This is a genomic window from Pseudoalteromonas sp. SG43-5 (assembly GCF_014164345.1).
Lineage (GTDB): Bacteria > Pseudomonadota > Gammaproteobacteria > Enterobacterales > Alteromonadaceae > Pseudoalteromonas > Pseudoalteromonas distincta.
Genome location: NZ_JACJFA010000002.1, coordinates 113,816 through 131,752, shown reverse-complemented (window position 1 = coordinate 131,752; position 17,937 = coordinate 113,816). Strand labels below are relative to the sequence as shown.

The 17,937-nt window shown below is 39.5% G+C and carries 19 protein-coding genes; 12 read left to right on the top strand and 7 right to left on the bottom strand.

Annotation, left to right across the window (positions count from 1 at the left end):
* Window positions 1-9 precede the first annotated feature (9 nt).
* Entirely contained in the window at window positions 10-753 is a 744-nt protein-coding gene (locus tag H5161_RS02920; protein ID WP_002959157.1) for a zinc-dependent metalloprotease family protein, read from the bottom strand.
* 120 nt (window positions 754-873) lie between these two features.
* A complete protein-coding gene (locus H5161_RS02915; RefSeq protein WP_182768642.1) occupies window positions 874-1,578 on the bottom strand; it encodes a hypothetical protein in 705 nt (234 codons plus the stop codon).
* A 378-nt stretch (window positions 1,579-1,956) separates the two neighbouring features.
* Here H5161_RS02915 and H5161_RS02910 point away from each other — a divergent pair, with 378 nt between their 5' ends.
* Window positions 1,957-3,114, top strand: a complete 1,158-nt coding sequence (locus tag H5161_RS02910; protein WP_002959155.1) for a benzoate/H(+) symporter BenE family transporter — start codon at window positions 1,957-1,959, stop codon at window positions 3,112-3,114.
* Window positions 3,115-3,227: 113 nt separating this feature from the next.
* Here the strand turns inward: H5161_RS02910 and H5161_RS02905 are convergent, their stop codons facing one another.
* The 5 genes from H5161_RS02905 to H5161_RS02885 all read right to left on the bottom strand — a co-directional run bounded on the left by H5161_RS02905 (window position 3,228) and on the right by H5161_RS02885 (window position 7,462).
* Window positions 3,228-4,277 carry a DUF2955 domain-containing protein gene (locus H5161_RS02905; protein WP_182768641.1) on the bottom strand — a complete coding sequence of 350 codons (1,050 nt, stop codon included), beginning with the start codon at window positions 4,275-4,277 and terminating at the stop codon, window positions 3,228-3,230.
* Between the two features lie 10 nt (window positions 4,278-4,287).
* The gene (locus H5161_RS02900; RefSeq protein ID WP_165723799.1) at window positions 4,288-5,352 is read right to left on the bottom strand and encodes an HlyD family secretion protein; all 1,065 of its coding nucleotides are present in this window, start codon (window positions 5,350-5,352) and stop codon (window positions 4,288-4,290) included.
* Window positions 5,353-5,360: 8 nt separating this feature from the next.
* Entirely contained in the window at window positions 5,361-5,828 is a 468-nt protein-coding gene (locus H5161_RS02895; protein ID WP_024595849.1) for a MarR family transcriptional regulator, read from the bottom strand.
* A 133-nt stretch (window positions 5,829-5,961) separates the two neighbouring features.
* Complete coding sequence (locus H5161_RS02890; protein WP_002959148.1) at window positions 5,962-6,846, bottom strand: spermidine synthase; 885 nt, start codon at window positions 6,844-6,846, stop codon at window positions 5,962-5,964.
* A complete protein-coding gene (locus H5161_RS02885) occupies window positions 6,839-7,462 on the bottom strand; it encodes a fused MFS/spermidine synthase (protein WP_182725011.1) in 624 nt (207 codons plus the stop codon). Before H5161_RS02885 ends, H5161_RS02890 begins: the two co-directional genes overlap by 8 nt.
* 168 nt (window positions 7,463-7,630) lie before the next feature.
* On the opposite strand from H5161_RS02885, the gene H5161_RS02880 reads away from it, so the two are divergent.
* From H5161_RS02880 to H5161_RS02830, 11 genes are all read left to right on the top strand, one after another.
* Window positions 7,631-9,712: a TonB-dependent siderophore receptor gene (locus tag H5161_RS02880; RefSeq protein ID WP_182768640.1), complete on the top strand. Its 2,082-nt coding sequence runs from the start codon at window positions 7,631-7,633 to the stop codon at window positions 9,710-9,712.
* Between the two features lie 152 nt (window positions 9,713-9,864).
* Window positions 9,865-10,518, top strand: a complete 654-nt coding sequence (locus H5161_RS02875) for a thermostable hemolysin (protein ID WP_182711950.1) — start codon at window positions 9,865-9,867, stop codon at window positions 10,516-10,518.
* Window positions 10,515-11,984 carry an AMP-binding protein gene (locus H5161_RS02870; protein ID WP_182768639.1) on the top strand — a complete coding sequence of 490 codons (1,470 nt, stop codon included), beginning with the start codon at window positions 10,515-10,517 and terminating at the stop codon, window positions 11,982-11,984. The genes H5161_RS02875 and H5161_RS02870 overlap by 4 nt, the downstream gene beginning before the upstream one ends.
* Entirely contained in the window at window positions 11,977-12,666 is a 690-nt protein-coding gene (locus H5161_RS02865) for a TenA family transcriptional regulator (protein ID WP_182720258.1), read from the top strand. The genes H5161_RS02870 and H5161_RS02865 overlap by 8 nt, the downstream gene beginning before the upstream one ends.
* Window positions 12,663-13,433, top strand: coding sequence for an SDR family oxidoreductase (locus tag H5161_RS02860; RefSeq protein ID WP_182720259.1), 771 nt, complete (start codon window positions 12,663-12,665; stop codon window positions 13,431-13,433). Before H5161_RS02865 ends, H5161_RS02860 begins: the two co-directional genes overlap by 4 nt.
* Before the next feature lie 21 nt (window positions 13,434-13,454).
* Complete coding sequence (locus H5161_RS02855; RefSeq protein WP_182768638.1) at window positions 13,455-14,102, top strand: hypothetical protein; 648 nt, start codon at window positions 13,455-13,457, stop codon at window positions 14,100-14,102.
* Between the two features lie 7 nt (window positions 14,103-14,109).
* Entirely contained in the window at window positions 14,110-14,769 is a 660-nt protein-coding gene (locus H5161_RS02850; protein WP_024595841.1) for a response regulator transcription factor, read from the top strand.
* 26 nt (window positions 14,770-14,795) lie between these two features.
* Complete coding sequence (locus H5161_RS02845) at window positions 14,796-16,109, top strand: ATP-binding protein (protein WP_165723806.1); 1,314 nt, start codon at window positions 14,796-14,798, stop codon at window positions 16,107-16,109.
* Window positions 16,102-16,455, top strand: a complete 354-nt coding sequence (locus H5161_RS02840) for a cupredoxin domain-containing protein (RefSeq protein ID WP_024605197.1) — start codon at window positions 16,102-16,104, stop codon at window positions 16,453-16,455. Before H5161_RS02845 ends, H5161_RS02840 begins: the two co-directional genes overlap by 8 nt.
* Window positions 16,442-17,182, top strand: a complete 741-nt coding sequence (locus tag H5161_RS02835; RefSeq protein ID WP_138490155.1) for an iron transporter — start codon at window positions 16,442-16,444, stop codon at window positions 17,180-17,182. Before H5161_RS02840 ends, H5161_RS02835 begins: the two co-directional genes overlap by 14 nt.
* The gene (locus H5161_RS02830; protein ID WP_002959122.1) at window positions 17,179-17,895 is read left to right on the top strand and encodes a hypothetical protein; all 717 of its coding nucleotides are present in this window, start codon (window positions 17,179-17,181) and stop codon (window positions 17,893-17,895) included. Before H5161_RS02835 ends, H5161_RS02830 begins: the two co-directional genes overlap by 4 nt.
* Window positions 17,896-17,937: the final 42 nt, after the last annotated feature.

Here is a 17,937-nt window from a genome sequence, read left to right as displayed (position 1 = left end):
ATGCGCTACTTATTTAAAGTTAGCAATACTTGTTTTTGTAGCAGTAACCGTGCGAATTGCATACGCTTGGTTTGTAATACCAAAAGCAATACCATTTACGCTCCAGTTAGGGTTAGAGAAGTAATCGTACTGAGTTGCGCTACCGTAAACGTGCGGGTAAGCCATAATACTTGCAAACTCATTTTGTACGCCATGACCCATGCCATCTACATATACACCGCCAGATGTGTCACCTTGTTTGCGTGAATGCGCTAAACCTTGGTTATGACCAAGTTCGTGTACAAATGTAGTTGCACCACAATCAATTGCAGTGATTGAGTACATACGGCTGCTCATTGAGCTATATAGATTGCCATTAGTGCCTTGGCCAACCCACGCTAAACCACATGAAATAAGCCCATTGCCAGCACTTTGGCCAGTACCTAATACGGCAATCATGTCGGCTTTCCAATCGCTGCGTAAACCATCTACGTAGCTGCTATTTGTAACCGAATCTAACCAATCCTCAGACGGCGTTACTGCGTAGTCACCTAAGTTTTGTTTGCCAGCTAAGCGTAGTGTTATATCAACGCCATTTTGGCTATATACCTGATTACTAAAAGCAATTAGTTGATTTATTTTAGTGTCAATATTACTAGTTGCGGCAGCTGATTGGTCGGTATATAAAATACCGATATCGATTGTTTCTGCTTGTGCAACACTTGCTGCACATAATGCCGCAGCCAGTGCGGTTGTTGTGATTACTTTTTTCATTATTGTATTTCCTTACTCTTGTTGTGGTTGGAACTGTTTTTAACTTGGTTGAGATCATAAAAAGCAGACACACTAAAGCTGCCTTATAGTGCGGCTTTAATTGCTTTTTATATTTTTTGGTTAGCCATCAATTTTTGGTGCAAATATATCGATGCTTTTATCTGATTTGGATTTTGGTGCGGTTACTTCATGCTCTATGTGGCTTTTATATAAATCGCGTTTTGCTGCAATCCATCCGTACTTACCTTTACTTTCGAATACATAGTTGCCAGAAGGTGCAGTAAATTGGCCATATACGGCATCTTTACCTACCGTTAAAACGGTATTATGCATGCGACCGTCAACACCCACTATTTTACCAAATATGCTCTTATCGCCATTTTCAGACTCAACCACATTAGTCACCTCTGCGGTGAATGTTTCGGCTGTTTGCGGAATAGCTAAATCAAAGTTTTCGCCAGTCTCTAACGCCTGTAAAGAATTTAAATCAAACTCAATATAGGCCTCGTTATGTAAGTCGGTAGGTAAAACTTTTGCGTTTATAAGCACTTGCTTTGCTTTGTCTGATAGGCGATTTACGGCATCAAATTCTTCAAACGGTAAGCTGTTGTCAGGGGCAACAATGGGTTTAACGGTAATTGGATCTTTACTCATATCAATAGGTGCAGGGGGATGCGTATTGCGCGTTTTTTGTAAATCAATAGGAACAAAATCAATAGCAACAGGCGCGATAGGTTCGCCCGTTTCATCTGCATTAAAAAATAGCCCATAAACTGCAAATGCCGATAATGGTATAGCAATTAGTAAGACGACAGAACTCTTCATTTGTTTCTCTTTTAGTATTTTTGGTTAACTAATTGTTACGTTTTATATTATTAAATGGATTAGATCAAGATAATAAATGTAACCGAAAAGAATTATTTCTTAATTTTATAATTCCTTATAAAATATAAGGATATTTATTTTTGGTGTGTTTTTTGCTCTTTTTAGTATTGGTTTTTAGTAGTGTTCACGTGGGCTTTGGCGCAGTTACAGGTACTTGTTTGTTTAGTTAAATACAATGGTTAAAAGTGATTTTTTGACGTTAATTACAATGAAAAATAAAAAGTGAATTTATTTCACCTTTTGTAAACCAATCGCTAATTGCAATGTAATTATTGGGCACGTATGTTGTGAGCTGCATAAATGCATTACGAGGAATTTATGAAGGTGTCTGATCAGTTGCTTAACCGAATTACAGCAGGACTTGTGGCTGTAATTATTGGTTTTTCGAGTTCTATTGCATTAATTTATCAGGTAGTGATAACCCTTGGTGGTACGCCCGATTTAGTAGCTAGTTGGATTTTAATGCTCGGTTTAGTGATGGGCACAACGTCAATTGGTTTATCGTACTATTACAAAGTACCTGTTTTAATTGCGTGGTCTACCACGGGAGCTGCATTACTTATTTCAAGTGCCCAAGGGTATAACTTAAATGAGGCTATTGGCGCGTTTATGCTCAGTGCATTGCTCGTGTTTTTGTCGGGGGTTACGGGCTGGTTTGAAAAAATAATGAACCGTATTCCAAGTGAGCTTGCATGCGCCATGTTGGCCGGCGTGCTTGTTACCTTTGGTATCGATGTGTTTAATTTTATGAACGACATGCCTTTAGTAATTGGTTTAATGGTCGTTATGTACTTTATTGGTAAACGCTTTTTTGCCCGCTTTGCTATGTTAAGCGTGCTTATTATAGGTGTATTACTCGCTTGGCAAATGGGCCATATTGATACCAGCGCGCTGCACTGGAAAATGAGCGAATTTGCTTATATTGAACCCGCTTTCCACTTGCAAGCATGTATTAGTATAGGTTTACCACTTTATATAGTTACCATGACTTCGCAAAATTTACCGGGTATTGCGGTTTTAAAAGCACATAAATATAAAGCGCCTATATCTGCATCTCTTAATGTTACTGGCTTTGTAAATATGCTTAGCGCTCCTTTTGGAGCCTACTCTATTAATTTAGCCGCGATTACCGCAGCTATATGTATGAGTGATGAGGCGGATAAAAATCATGATAAACGTTATTGGGCGAGTATAGCGGCTGGCGTATTTTATATTTTAATGGCGTTGTGCGCAGCTACATTAGTTGGCTTGGTAGCAAGTTTACCCCAGGCACTTATTTTAGCTTTGGCGGGCATTGCGCTATTTGGCACCATTGCTAATAGTTTGCAGCAAGCCCTTAGTAGTACTGAATATACTGAGGCCGCAATAGTCACTTTTTTAGTAACTGCATCTAACTTAACATTACTTTCAGTGGGGTCTGCTTTTTGGGGGATTATAGCGGGTGTGCTAACGCTTATTATCACCAGGAAAGACTAAAAACTGTGAATATGTAAAGCGAAAATACTGCTCATATAGATGATTAAAATAGTTTAACCAAGCTTATTAAAAAGGCTGCAATTGCAGCCTTTAGTTTTACAAACAGGGTTTACCTAATCATAAGTATGATGGCGAGTTACGCTAAACCGATTAAGTATATGGTGCATAACATACACAACACATAAGCTTAAGATTATAGCCACAGATACCGAACTAAACCGGTACATTGCACTATAAACAAGATCTTGGCCTGGCCCGAGTGAATTTCCAAACAAAATACCAAATGTAGTCAATACACCAAAACCAATGCCAGGTATGCCTCCGCCTAAAATATGAAAGCGCGCAAAAACAAACGAAAGTATCCATAAAATAGCCATCGGAAAAAGTAAAAAATCAGAGTGACTATACAAAAATAGTTGCGATAGTAACGCTGCATTACAGCCTATAAGCGTTCCAATTGCTCGCTGCCAACCGGCCATACCTGCGGCTTTCCAGCACAACGAAAATAAAATAAGCACAGAAGCTGCCTGCGCAGATATTGAGTCTTGTAAATCAAGAACCTGAAAAACAACAAAAGAGAGCGTAGCCACGGTTGAGCATAACAATACCTCATGGCGAATACTTTCTTTTGCTTTAGCTGGCATTACTCGCCTGGGCCTTGCGGTTACATCAGGAAATAGGCCATGCATTAATGCTCCAATAATAACGGTTAAAAATATAGCCAAACCATTAGTTAAAATTAATGGATAAATACTGCTTCCTTGATCAACATAGCTGGAAAAATGCAGCTGAATAGAAAGACTGATCACGCCTAAAGCGCCAAATAAAAAGGCACTACCGCTACTCATTTTATGAAATAAAAAGCAGAAAACACCAAACACTAACAATGTCATAACGACTGGTAAGTGAGAAAATAATCCCTGCATTATCAGCACTATAAGTGCGCTAAATGCAGCAGATGCTATAAATTGATTTATAAGCCCACGACTTAACGTAGGTACCATGCCCAATATCAACATAGGATAAACGGTAAAAAATATACCATTGGGCCAGTTCATTAATTCACTAATAGTAAAGCCAAGGGTACACCCACCTGCAATGCGCAGTGCTTGGCGAAGGCCATTGGAGTCTAATTGTGGGCCTTGGCTAACAATTTGAGTCATAAAGCCTCCATTAATAAATGTAGTGTAACCAGCTAATAAACCTGATTTGTGCAGAGCCAAACCATTGCCCAATTGTTGATTCTGGTAATAATTGTACTGTTGCACGTGAACCACTAGGCATGTTTGCTATTAAGTCTTGATGATTAATGAGCTTTAAGTGAATGCGTTGACGCTGTGCATCACGCACCCAACGATTGCTGGTTTCTGTTGTACTTAGTAAACCATTAGCACTAAGTTGACCACTGCTAACGCCTGCTTCAAATGTTTCAAGTATTGCGTCGTAAACTTCACCTGGACGGCTATCAAATACTACGCGCGCTTGGGTGCCTTGCTTCATATTTGTGAGTGACTTTTCTCTAAAGTCGGCAACTAAATCTGCCTTTTTAGCAACAATAGCTAATAACGGGCTGCCTGCAACTGCGTATGCGCCGTTTAATAATTGTAAGTTAGCAACTACGCCGTCACTTAATGCGCGCACTTTTGTGTAGGATAAATTTAGCTCAGCTTGCGCTAACTGGTTAGCAGCGTGGCGCATGGCTAAGTTTTTATTACCTGAGTCACCTCTAGCTAAAACCGCTTCAGCTAACTGCGCTTCAAGGGCTGCAACATTTGCTTTACTCGCTTCAAAATTAGCACGAATGCTTTCAAGTTCTTGCTCCGATATAGACTTTTGCTTATAGAGCTTTTCGCCTCTGCTTTTTAATAGTTTTTGCTCATGCTGTTTAGCATTTGCAGCACTTATTTGTGCCTCAAGCGCTTTAACATTGGTATCAAGGCGTTTATTTTGTAATTTGGCATCATCAAGGGCGAGTTGAGCTTGTTCTTTAGCTAAATTATATGGGCCTTCATCGATACTAAATAATATATCGCCTGCTTTAACTGATTGGTTATTACTAACTTGCACACTAGTGACTCGGCCACTAATTTGCGGTGATATTTGCACAACAGGGTGATAAACACGTGCTTGTGGTGTCACAGGCAAAACCATATCGGCCACTAAATAGTAAATAAATACTAAGATAAACCCTATGAGAGAAAACCTTACATAGCGTGCAAACTTTTGATCCGGTGTCATTTTTAGCCTTACTTATTAACTTGAATACATTTAAGGGCGTTTTGCTCTATTTTGATCAAACCAAATGCAATCGCATCTAGTTGCTCAACAGATAAACCGCTGTATAACTGATTTTTTATATCGGAAATAGTCTCTTGCAATGAATGTAAAATGGCATCACTTTGCTCAGTAAAATAGAGTCTTTTACTGCGCTTATCATGTTTGTCTACACGGCGAACAATTAACGATTGCTCCTCTAATTGCTTAAGCGTACGAGTCAATGAAGGCATTTCTATCCCTAAGCTATTAGCAAGCTCAAGTTGTGTTAGTCCCTCACCACGCATACTAATATGCATTAGTGCAGTCCAGCGCGACTGAGTAAGCCCTAAAGGCTCAACTGCAATGGTTACCGCTTCGCGGCATAAGCGATGAACTCGGCCCATATTACCGATAACAGTTAAATCGAGTGTTTCGTGAAAAGGTTTGTGTGTAGGCATAGCCATCCCAACATAGTTAGCAAGCTAACTATTTTATCATTACTTAGCTTGCTAAGTAAATATATGAAAGAGTGGGAAATGGTAAAATATTTGCTAAACCTCACTTGTAGAAATGGTGAGGTTTAGCAGGAGTTTAAAAGTTAAGTAAATTAGCAGGGGAGTATTGATCGGTAAGTACTTTTGTATCTGCGGGCCAATCTTGGTCGTTTTTAGTAAATTGCATAAATTGGCTAATCGCTTTTATGTCTATACCGTATTTTACTAATTTAGGGGCGAGAGCATTTACACGCGTGTTAATTTGCGCTTCGCTCGGCATTGATTTAAGTCCTGCTAAAATAATACGATTACTACGATTTTCGCGACTTACATTTATAAAGTCGCCAAATACAGCGTGGTAAGTTGCCGACTCATGTTCATAAAGTTTACTACTTGAAAACGTATTTGCAGCTATAACGCCGCCTTCGGCTAATACGCTTTGTACTTCTTCAAAAAACTCTTTAGTAAGCAAATGCTCCGGAATATAGTCGCCGTTAAATGCATCCAAAATAATCCAATCGTACTTTTGTTTTTTAATTGCGGCACGTTTTATAAAAATACGGCCATCTTGCACGCTTGATGTCACTAAATCGTTTTCTATAAAGTTAAAGTAATCGCGTGCAACTTTAGTTACTGCGGGGTCTATTTCAACATTATGAATTTTTGCAGTGGGGTATAGCTCATGAATAACGTTAGAAAGCGTACCGCCTCCTAATCCTATAATAAGTACATTTTTAGGATTATCGGCTACTAAAAGGCTCGCAAAAGTAAGTTTAGTGTAATTAAAAACAAGTTTGTCGGGATTGTTTTTATACATACAGCTTTGGCTTGTTTGGCTACTTTTAGTATTAAATTTAAGGCAACGTAAGTCGCTTGTTTCTTCAACAATAATATTGCGATAAAGCGAGCGCTCTTCGTGGATAACTTTACTGCACGCAAAACCCGAAAATGCAATTAACGGCAGTAGTAGATATTTAAGCATGAGCAAGCTCCTTATTATTAGCCAAGGTATTAATTACAATCGCGACTAAACCCAGTGACCCAAGCGTTAGAGCAAAGGCGCTAATAATAGTATTTACGTCAAACGCGAGTACAAAGTAAAACGAGGTAATTATAGTACCCAGTGCACTACCAAGCGTACTTACAAAGTATAAACGCCCAGCCACTTGGCCGCTTTTATCTCTATCGGTTACTAGTAAGCGCACAGAGTAGGGCGAGATCATGCCTAAAATAACGGTAGGTATAAAAAATAAAGCGGTTGACGCTAAGAGTGAGCCGTAGCGGCTATCTTCAATATGGGTAAATATAAATTCCATTATTGGCTGCGAAAATAATGTAATAGGCACCACCATAATGCTGGCTATTAAAAATATTAAACCATATTTGGTAAGTGATGCATTTTTAGTGCTGAGTTTACCGCCAAGTAAATACCCAAAAGATAAACTAAGCATAAATACTGTAATTATACTGCCCCAAATATGTACGCTACTACCAAAAAAAGGGGCGAGAATTCTCCCTCCTAAAAGTTCAATCCCCATAATGCAAAAACCGCTGCAAAAAGCTAAAAAGTAAATTAACGCGTTTGTTTTTATGCTCATGTAATTATCGTTATGTAACTTAAGTAGAACACTATACTAACGTGATGACACGGCAGTCGCTAGTGCATTAATTAATCGCTCAGTGATTTTTTAAAAAGAAGTTTTGTTATAAAGTAACACATGCTACAATTTTGTTATACTATAACACTTGCTTAGTTAATCAATCACATGAAGTACTCTTTAATTTATTTAGCCTGCCTAGGAATTAGTGCGCCCAGTATTGCCCAAGATCAAAAAGAAGAAATCGAAAAAATATCTGTCACTTATAAACAAGCTTATCGCGGTGATATTCCTCAAAAGCAAATGCCACAATCTATAGTTAGTATTAATAGTGCTGAGCTTAATAAAAAAGGAATTACTCAACTACAAGATGCGCTTGATTTTTCAGCTAGTATTTCACGTAAAAACAATAGCGGTGCATTGTGGGATAGCTTTTCTATTCGTGGCCTTTCGGGTAACGAAAACATGCCATCGGGCTATTTAGTTAATGGCTTTAGCGGTGGGCGTGGTTTTAGCGGCCCGCGTGATGTATCTAACATTGATTACATTGAAGTACTAAAAGGCCCAGGTTCAGCACTTTATGGGCGATCAGAGCCAGGCGGGACTGTAAATATTGTAACTAAAAAGCCACAGTTTGATTCACAAGGTGAGCTAAAACTAAGCTTAGGCAGCGACAGTTTTAATCGCGTTGAAGGCGATTACACCAGCGGCATTAACGATACTACCGCGTTTAGAATAAATGGCGCATGGCAAGATAGTGACAGCTACCGCGATGAGGTATACACCAATAAAAAGGTGATTACGCCGTCTATATATCATCAAATAAACGCATCGACCAGTGTAACTTATGAGTTTGAATACGTAGATTTAGCTCAGCTATTCGACCGTGGTGTTGTCGTACTCGATAACGATTTTGACACCGTACCAAGCTCGCGCTATTTAGGTAACCCAAACGATGGAGACACGCAGGTTTACTCTCGAGGCCACCAAATTACGCTTAACCACGATATTAACGACGAATGGTCACTCGTTGTAGGTGCAAATTATCGAGACTCTAGCTTAACGGGTTTTTCGTCAGATGCAGAACTTGCACCGTCACGCCAATCGTTATTTGACGATGGCCGCACACTTACCCGCCAGCAGCGCTATCGCGACTACGAAGTAGAAGATTTAAGTGTAAAGTTTGAAGTTAGTGGAAGTTTAGATACAGCCGGCATTTCGCATCATTTATTAATAGGTATTGATGCATATAAATACGATTTGCACACGGCGCTTTCTCGTTATCGTGGCGGTAATGGCACTTATACTATTGATATTTTTGAGCCTGATTATTCTGGTGAACGTCCTGCTGTTTCGCTACTTTATGAAAATGATGAAGAGCAAAACGCTTACGGTATTTACATTCAAGATCAAATGGATATCACTGATAAGTTTAAACTTTTACTTGGCCTTAGATTTGATAGCGTAGACCAAGATATTTTAGAAACCAACAGCGGTGTATTTTCAACCAGTTCTGAGAGCCAAATAAGCCCACGCGTTGGCGTAGTGTACGAACTAAATAATACAATAACCTTTTACAGCAGTTACTCTGAAGGCTTTTTACCACTGAGCGGTACTGATGCAAACGCCGACCCGTTTGGCTTTGAGTACAGCGACTCGTTTGAAGTTGGTGCTAAGTTTGAATACCTAGGTGTAAACGGTACTGTGGCACTTTTTGATGCTTCTAAAAGTAATATGTTAGTGGCAGATCCAGTAAACGTTGGTTTTTCGGCTCCCATTGGTAAAGCTGATAGCAAAGGGTTTGAGCTTGATTTAAATACCTATATTACCGATGCAACAGCATTTAACTTATCGTACGCCTATATAGATGCCACCACAGCAAACGACATTATTAATGCCGATTGGGGCGTGCCAATAGAAAAAGGCAGCCCACTGGTAAATGTACCAAAAAACAATCTAAACCTTACACTTAGCCATCAAACAGCATTAATGGGTAAAGAGCTTGAATTTGGTGCAAGTTACCAATATACCAGCAGCCGCCTAGGTGATGCCGCAGATTTGAGCTTTAGACTACCAAGTTACCAATTGGTCGGCCTGTTTGGTCAATTAAATTTAACAGATAAAACAGAGCTAAATGTGAGCATTAATAACATTTTTAATGAAGACTACGCTCAAAGTAGTTACAACGCTTTGTGGGTTTATCCGGGGGCGCCTACGCAATTTAAAATGTCGATAGCTTATAATTTTTAATAGCTTAGCTTATTAAGCCTTTAAACAGTTTTCATCCTGAAGCGCCTTAATTTAATAATTAAGGCGCTTTTTTATTTAAATTAAGGTTTCTTAAGTTTTCTTTAAGTTTCGCTCGCTAAGTTACAAACATACACTTTATATGAGCGATGTTTATGCAATTAGCACACCTACCTTCATCACCCGTTTATATTCAAAATAACTCACGCTTTGTTAGTGCTCGCGTTAATGATGAGCATAGAAGTGCGTTAGAAAACACAGTTAAAGAAGGGTTTTTAGTCGCTTACAACGCCACGCTTACCTCTTTTATGCCATTACTTTGCCAATACACGACAAACGAAGGGCAATGCACATTGGGTTTAAGGCAAGCAACAGCCCCTCTATTTATAGAGCAATACTTAGCACAGCCCATTGAGCATTTTTTACCTGAGAACACACAGCGTAATAAAGTATTTGAGCTTGGCAATCTATGCTCTACACATCGCAAAGCAACGCTTGGGCATTTTATTGTTGTTAATGAAGCCCTGCAAAGTGTAGGAGCAAAACATTTAGTATTTTGCGCCACTAAAAAAGTGCGTGCACTGCTGCGCTTATTAGGCGTTAACTGCACTGAAATTGCTGTGGCAAACAGTTTTGTTGTTGAGCATCCGCTAAGTTGGGGAAGTTACTACGCTAATCAGCCTACCGTATGCGTTGTGAGTTTAGAGCAAGCTCACCAACAAGTATTAAATACCCCAATGCTTTATAGTTTGACGCAGCAAAACCACTCAAATATCAATTCTTTGGTAAATGCATTGGTGAACGTATGAATTACTATAATACACATTCAGTACCGCCATTAATTATTGCCCATAATAAAGAGCAAACACTTGAAATTAACGGTGATGAGTTTAACCAGCAAATACAAAAAGTAGTAAAAATACTATATAGCTTTAACGGCAAATGTATTGCTTATAAGCTCGATAATACGCCAGCTTGGCTTGTTATTGATGCCGCTGCTGCAGTTTCTAATAAAGTGGCTGTGCCAATTGCTCACTTTTTTAGTGAACAACAAACTCAATATGTACTAGCTCAATGTGGCGCTAATGTATTTATGAGCGACACGGCAAACCCTTTACTTGGGGAGCCGGCTGCATCAATTACTTTATTTGAGTGTTACACATTATATATTTACGAAATCGTTGTAGCTAAACCCGTCAGTTATTTCCCAGAAACTCAAAAAGTAACATTTACGTCAGGATCAACCGGGCAACCAAAGGGCGTGTGTTTATCTGCAAAGAGTCAAATGCAGGTAGCGCAATCTCTGTGCGATAAAATTAACATTAAAAAGCCTGTTCATTTGTCTTTATTACCACTTGCTGTATTGCTTGAAAATATAGCCGGTGTGTATGCCCCTTTAAAAAGTGGCGGTACAGTGCATTTAATGCCGTTAAATGAATTAGGCTTTGTTGGTACTGCATTAAAACAGCCCGCACAGCTTATAGCTGCTATTGATAAAGTTAAGCCAAATACGCTTATTTTAGTGCCTGAACTATTAGCATGCTTAGTTACTTTTGCAGAAGATGGGTGGCAACCGCCTAGTTCGTTACAGTTTATTGCCGTAGGTGGTGCGCTTGTCAGCGAAATGCTATTAACCAAAGCGCGTAGCTTAAATTTACCAGTATACCAAGGTTATGGACTTTCTGAGGCGGCATCTGTCGTTAGTTTAAATACGTCCACAAACGATAACCTTCACAGTGCAGGCTCTGTGTTACCTCATATTCAAACCAAAATTGAAAATGACCAGCTTTTTATAAAAGGCGATTTGTTTTTAGGTTACTTAAACCATCAACCTCACAATAAAAACCAGTGGTATGCAACCGGCGATCTAGTCGAGCAGCATCAAAATACTTTATTTATTAAAGGCCGATTAAAAAACCTAATTATTACCAGCATGGGTCGCAACATCAGTGCCGAGTGGCCTGAATCACTATTACTCAGTCAAAGCGGTATTTTACAAGCGGTTGTGTTTGGTGAGGGGCGACCTTTTCTCAGTGCCATTATTTACGCCGATACAAAGCTAAGTAACCCAGTGTTAGCGCAGTACATTAGCGAAATTAATAAACAACTACCCGACTATGCTCGAATTCAAAAGTGGCATCGTTTAGCTGCCCCATTAAGTGTGCAACAAGGATTATTAACAACAAATAATCGCCCAAAACGAGATGCCATAAGTAAGCAGTACCATGCTGTGTTTGAGCAATTTTACCGACTTGGAGAAGTAATTAATGAGTGATTTTTTTAACACCCTTAAAGAGCAAACTAAACAAGAGCAAAACTACCTGCTTGCAGCGCCGATTATCCAGCGTGTTTTTAAAGGCGAAGCATCACTTGAAGAATACGCCTCGTTTTTAGCACAAGCGTATCACCATGTTAAGCACACTGTGCCATTAATGATGTCGGTTGGTGCACGATTAACCGACGAACAAGAATGGCTGCGCGAAGCAGTCGCAGAATATATTGAAGAAGAGATTGGTCATCAAGAGTGGGTACTTAATGACATTGCAGCCTGTGGTTTTGACAAAGAAACAGTACGGTGTAGTCAGCCGCAATTTGCTACCGAAATGATGGTGTCGTATGCGTACGACTCCATTGCACGTAAAAATCCGTTGAGCTTTTTTGGCATGGTGCATGTGCTTGAAGGCACTTCTATAGCGCTTGCGGATGGCGCGGCTTCAAATATTGCAAATGCTGTGGGTTTACCTAAAAAAGCATTTAGTTATTTAACCTCTCACGGCGCGCTTGATATAGAGCATGTAAAGTTTTTTGAAAACCTAATGAACCAAATAACAGACGAGGCGGATCAGCAAGCCATACTTCATGGTGCAAAGCGCTTTTATCGTTTATACGGCGATATATTTCGTGGACTCGATGACGAACCATTTTTTAAAGCAAGTGCACAAGGCAAATTGGCATGAGTAGTTCTTTGTGTGTGCTCACTGGTGCAACAGGCGGAATAGGGCAAGCGATTGCTAAAGCCCTATATGCAAAAGGGTGGAAGTTACTACTTGTAGGGCGAAATACCCAAGCTCTTGAAAAACTGAGCCGTGCATGCCCAGACAGTGAAATATTTACGGGCGATTTAACCGACGATACAGCACGTATTAACCTAGCAATAAAAGCCAAGCAACTCGGCGGCGTTAAATTACTTATTAATAACGCAGGTATAAATACGATGCAAAGCATTGAGCACACAAGTAATGAGCAAATAGATAATATGCTCATTACTAATCTGTCGGTGCCTATTAAATTATGCCAGCTATTTTTAGGACAGTTAGCGTATACCAAAGGCACCATTGTTAACGTCGGATCATCGTTTGGCAGTATTGGCTACCCGTTTCAAACGCTTTATTGCGCCAGTAAATTTGGGTTACGTGGCTTTACAGAAGCGCTCTCGCGTGAGCTTAACGGCTCAGGCATTAAAGTGACCTATTTAGCACCAAGAGCAACAGATACATCTATTAATAGCAGTAAAGCGAGGGCAATGAATAAAGAGCTCGGTAATAAAATGGACTCGCCAGAATTAGTTGCTCAAGAGTTATTAGCACTTATAAGTTCAAACCAAACAAGGCGCTTTATTGGTTTTCCTGAAAAATTATTTGCACGCATAAATGGCGTATTCCCAAGCGTTGTTGATAACGCTATTGCAAAGCAACTTCCTAAAATTAAACGTTTTTTAAGTTAACAAACACACAAGGGCAAAATTATGTATAAATTTACACTCGCATTTTATTTAATACTAACCTCTGTATTTGCAACTGCAGTACACGCAGATGAAGCGCAAGACTTAACCGATATTCAACAAAAGTGGGCAATTGCTAATTACGAACTTGAAGGCGATGCGCAAATAGACGCGTTTACGCAACTAAGTGAGCAAAGCGCATTATTTGTTAAAAACTATCCAAGCTCAGCGCAAACACATATTTGGAATGGCATTGTGTTAGCCAGCTTTGCTGGCGCAAAAGGGGGCTTGGGCGCACTTGGTTTAGCAAAAGAAGCAAAAGCGTCACTCGAAAATGCACTCTCGATTGATGGCACTGCATTAAATGGCTCAGCTTACGCAAGCCTTGCAACGCTTTATAGCAAAGTACCTGGTTGGCCAATTGGTTTTGGTGATGACGACAAAGCTGAAAAATTATTTAAACAAGCGCTCGCTTTTAATCTCGAAGGCATTGATACTAATTACTTATACGGTGAATACTTGTATGACGAAGGCGATTATAAACAAGCTAAAGTGCGACTAGTTGTAGCACAAGCTGCTGGGATTCGTGATACTCGGGCAAAAGCAGATAAATATCGTCAACAAGCAATAAGTCAGCTATTGGCAAAAGTAGATAAAAAATTAAAAAGATAAACAGATAATGCATTTATTACTCGTTGAGGACGATCATTTAGTGGCGCAAGGGCTTATTCGCTCTTTGCGCCAAGAGGGCTACAGCGTAGAGCACAGTGGCACAGTAAAGCACGCCTTAGAGTGCCTTTCTAGTGGTGAGATTGAGCTTGTTATTCTCGATTTAGGATTGCCTGATGGCGACGGCTCGCAAGTTTTAAAGCATATTAAAGCGCAAAAAAAAGTTATTCCTGTGGTTATTTTAACTGCTCGCGGCAGTATTGACGACAAAGTCCAAGGGCTCGATATGGGGGCAGATGATTACCTTGCAAAGCCGTTTGACCCTGCTGAGTTATTTGCTCGATTACGTGTAGCAAGCCGGCGCATTAACCAAACTCAGTCAAGCTTATTGCGCTGTGGTGATGTAGTAATGGATACCTCTGCTCATACAGTTAAACTAAGTGGGCAGTCACTTACGCTACCGCGAAGAGAATACATGCTTTTAAAAGCGCTGATGGAAAATCAGGGAAGGGTACAATCAAAACAACAACTCGAAAACAAACTTTACCAATGGGGTGAAGAAGTTGGCTCTAATGCCATAGAGGTGCATATTCATCATCTTCGTAAAAAATTCCCTAGTGATTTTATTAAAACCTTACGTGGCATTGGCTACGTGGTTGGTAAGCGTTAGAGTGTATTTGTTTTTCGAGGTTGAAAATGTCTATTCGTAAACGTCTGACCTTAATTTTACTTTCAATGATGGTGCTAACTTGCTTTTTAGCATTAGTAAAAGGCTATCAAAAAAGTATGCACCACGGCGAAAGTTTGCTTGATGATGAACTTAAAATAGTAGCTGGCGTTTTAATTGAGCAACCATTGGCACTAAGCACAGATGCAGTACAAGTAAGTAATAATAGCGCTCAGTTGTTGTATCAAATTTGGCAAAATAATAATTTACTTAGTGGCTCATCGAGTTTAACGAATAACCAAATTAGTTTTAGCGAGGGCTTTCAAACGGCCAATGTAGCAGGGCAGCGTATGCGGGTATTTGTGATGAGTAAAAACACCCGTAAAATCATCGTTGCTGAACCTATGGCAAAGCGTTTTGAATTAGCTGAAGCCGTTATTTTATCTGCAATGTTACCTATGCTATGGGCAGTCCCTCTGCTTGCTATTTTTATTAGCTTTTTTGTTAAATACGCATTAGCCCCTCTTACTCGATTATCTAAGCAGTTGGCGTCTCGCCAAGCTAACGACTTTACGCCAATTAACTGGCAAGTAACTGACGAAGAAATTAAACCTGTTATTAATCGTTTAAACGACTTATTTAAACGCGTAGAAACAGCCTACTTACGGGAGCGCTTTTTTGCCTCAGATGCAGCTCACGAATTACGTACTCCACTTAGTAGTTTAAAAATTAATGTACATAATTTGGCTAATAAACAAAGTAATCTGCAAGACCATCAAGAATTACAAGCTATGTCGCAGGGCATTAATCGTTTAAGTAATATTGTTGAACAAATGCTAATTTTAGGGCGCACCCAGCCTGAACAATGGCAGAGGCAGTTTAGCGAACAATCATTACTAACGATTACTCAGCAAGTCGTATCGGAGCAATACGACAAAATAGATGAAAAAAACCAAACCATTAGTCTTGAAGGCGATGACTTTATTATTAATGGTGATGAGTTTACATTAACCACACTCATCGCTAATTTACTTAGCAACGCCATAAAGTACACACCCAAAAATGGTCAAATTATAATTAAATTAGTATCAAGTAATAACGGCTTTAGTTGGCAAATTGATGATTCTGGTGCGGGTATGACTGAAGAGCAAAAAGAGCGAATATTCAATCGTTTTTATCGCGTAGGTGGCGATCAGCATCCATCAGGCGAGCAAGGTGCCGGTTTAGGTATGGCGATTGTTCAACACATAATTGCTATTTATGGCGCAACTATTCATTTAGCGAATAGCCCTTTAGGCGGACTAACCGTTAAGGTTACTTTTACAGGAGTGAAAAGTGACTAAACGTTTATTTAATCGGTGCCTTTGTTGTTTGCTATTTTTGTCGTTCAATGCGGCGAGTAAAGAGTACCTTATTATTTTAAAAGATCATTTGTTTTATCCCTCGCAAATTACCATTCCCGCGAATAAAAAAGTAAAACTATTGATAGAAAACCAAGATAGCACACCAGAAGAGTTTGATAGCTTTGATCTAAACAGAGAAAAAGTACTCTACCCAAACCGTAAAAGCATTATTTATATAGGGCCGCTTAGTAAAGGGTATTACGAATTTTTTGGTGAGTTTTCGCCCAATACAGCAAGGGGCGTTGTAATAGTTGGTGATGAGGAGGCGAAGCATGCTAATAACTAGTTTAGTCATGAGCCTTAATCAATTGCTACCTGTGGCTATTTTATTAGTGCTACTACAAGTAGTTAAAAAACAAAGCGCTTTAAAAATAGGATCTGCTTTACTAATTGGCGCGCTCATGTCGTTTATGTACATGCAAAGTGCATCATGGGTGAGCCAGTGGTTTGAACACCAAGGGCTAGAGTACTCACAAATAGGGCTATGTATTACTATATTTATAGCCGTATTAGTATTTGCAATAAAACAAAAATCAGCGGCTTTTTATATTGCTGTTATAAGCACAATAACATTGTATTTAAGCCACTATATTATTTACCTCACCAGTTTTTGGCAAAGTAATGATGCAGGGCAAAGCTTATTTATTGGCACTTTATTAGGTGTTGGAATTTGTTTAAGTTTTAGCGTATTGCTGTACTTTTTAATGAATGCAATTAAGCACCGCTTTGGTATGTATCCGCTTTTTACTTTGCTTGCTTTTAACAGCGCGGCTAAGTTATTAGTTGCACTGGATTTGGCAAGCCAAATAGACTTAATTACCAACACCGCAACCGTGTGGGATTTACGCGATGTTTTAAGCGAAAACTCTGAACTCGGGCGCGTACTGCGCGCCCTGGTTGGTTACGAGGCTACCCCGGATCTAATGAGTGTACTTATATATAGTACAAGTAGCGTGATATTTTTATCACTTTGTTATGTTATTTCGGCTTCAATTTCTAAGGAACGTGTATGAAAGCACTCAACCTATATTTAGCGCTTAGCTTTACCGTTTTTTGTTTGTTGGTACTTTCAACCCCAGCAAAGGCCGATGGAATTGTTGTTGATAAGGTATATCACCCCTATGTTTTACCTTTTGAGCGAGAGTTTGAATGGCGGTTAGTGTCGCACCAAACAGATAGTGGCAACATACTAGCGCAGCGTTTGGGTGGTGGCGGTGCTATTAACGATACAATGGCACTAGAAGGCTATTTAGTTGGTGAGCGAGATGACAACGGCGACTTTGGTTTAGAAGCTTATGAGCTTGAACTACGCTGGCAATTAATTGAGCAAGGTAAATTATGGGCTGATTGGGGGGCATTATTTGAGCTTGAAAAAAAACATAATGAAGATGTGTATGAAGCAACTTCGGGTTTTGTGATCGAAAAAGAGTTTGGCAAAACAAGCTTAACTATGAATGCTTTTTTGGTTTACGAGTGGGGGCAGGATATACAAAATGAATGGGAAAGCGAGTTTAGAGCGCAATATCGCTATCGCTATCGTTCTGCTTTTCAGCCATCTATTGAGGTGTACGTAGGAGAAGACTTTGTTGGCATAGGGCCTGGGTTTATAGGTTTGCAGCGTTTTGATGGACAAAAGCAGTTAAAATGGGAAGCGGGTTTTATCACTGAGATAAGCCAATCAGAAAAAAATCATAGTTTTAGGCTCGCATTAGAATTTGAATTTTAATAATAAATAAAAGCTGTTTTGGTTGTTATCACTCTGATTATA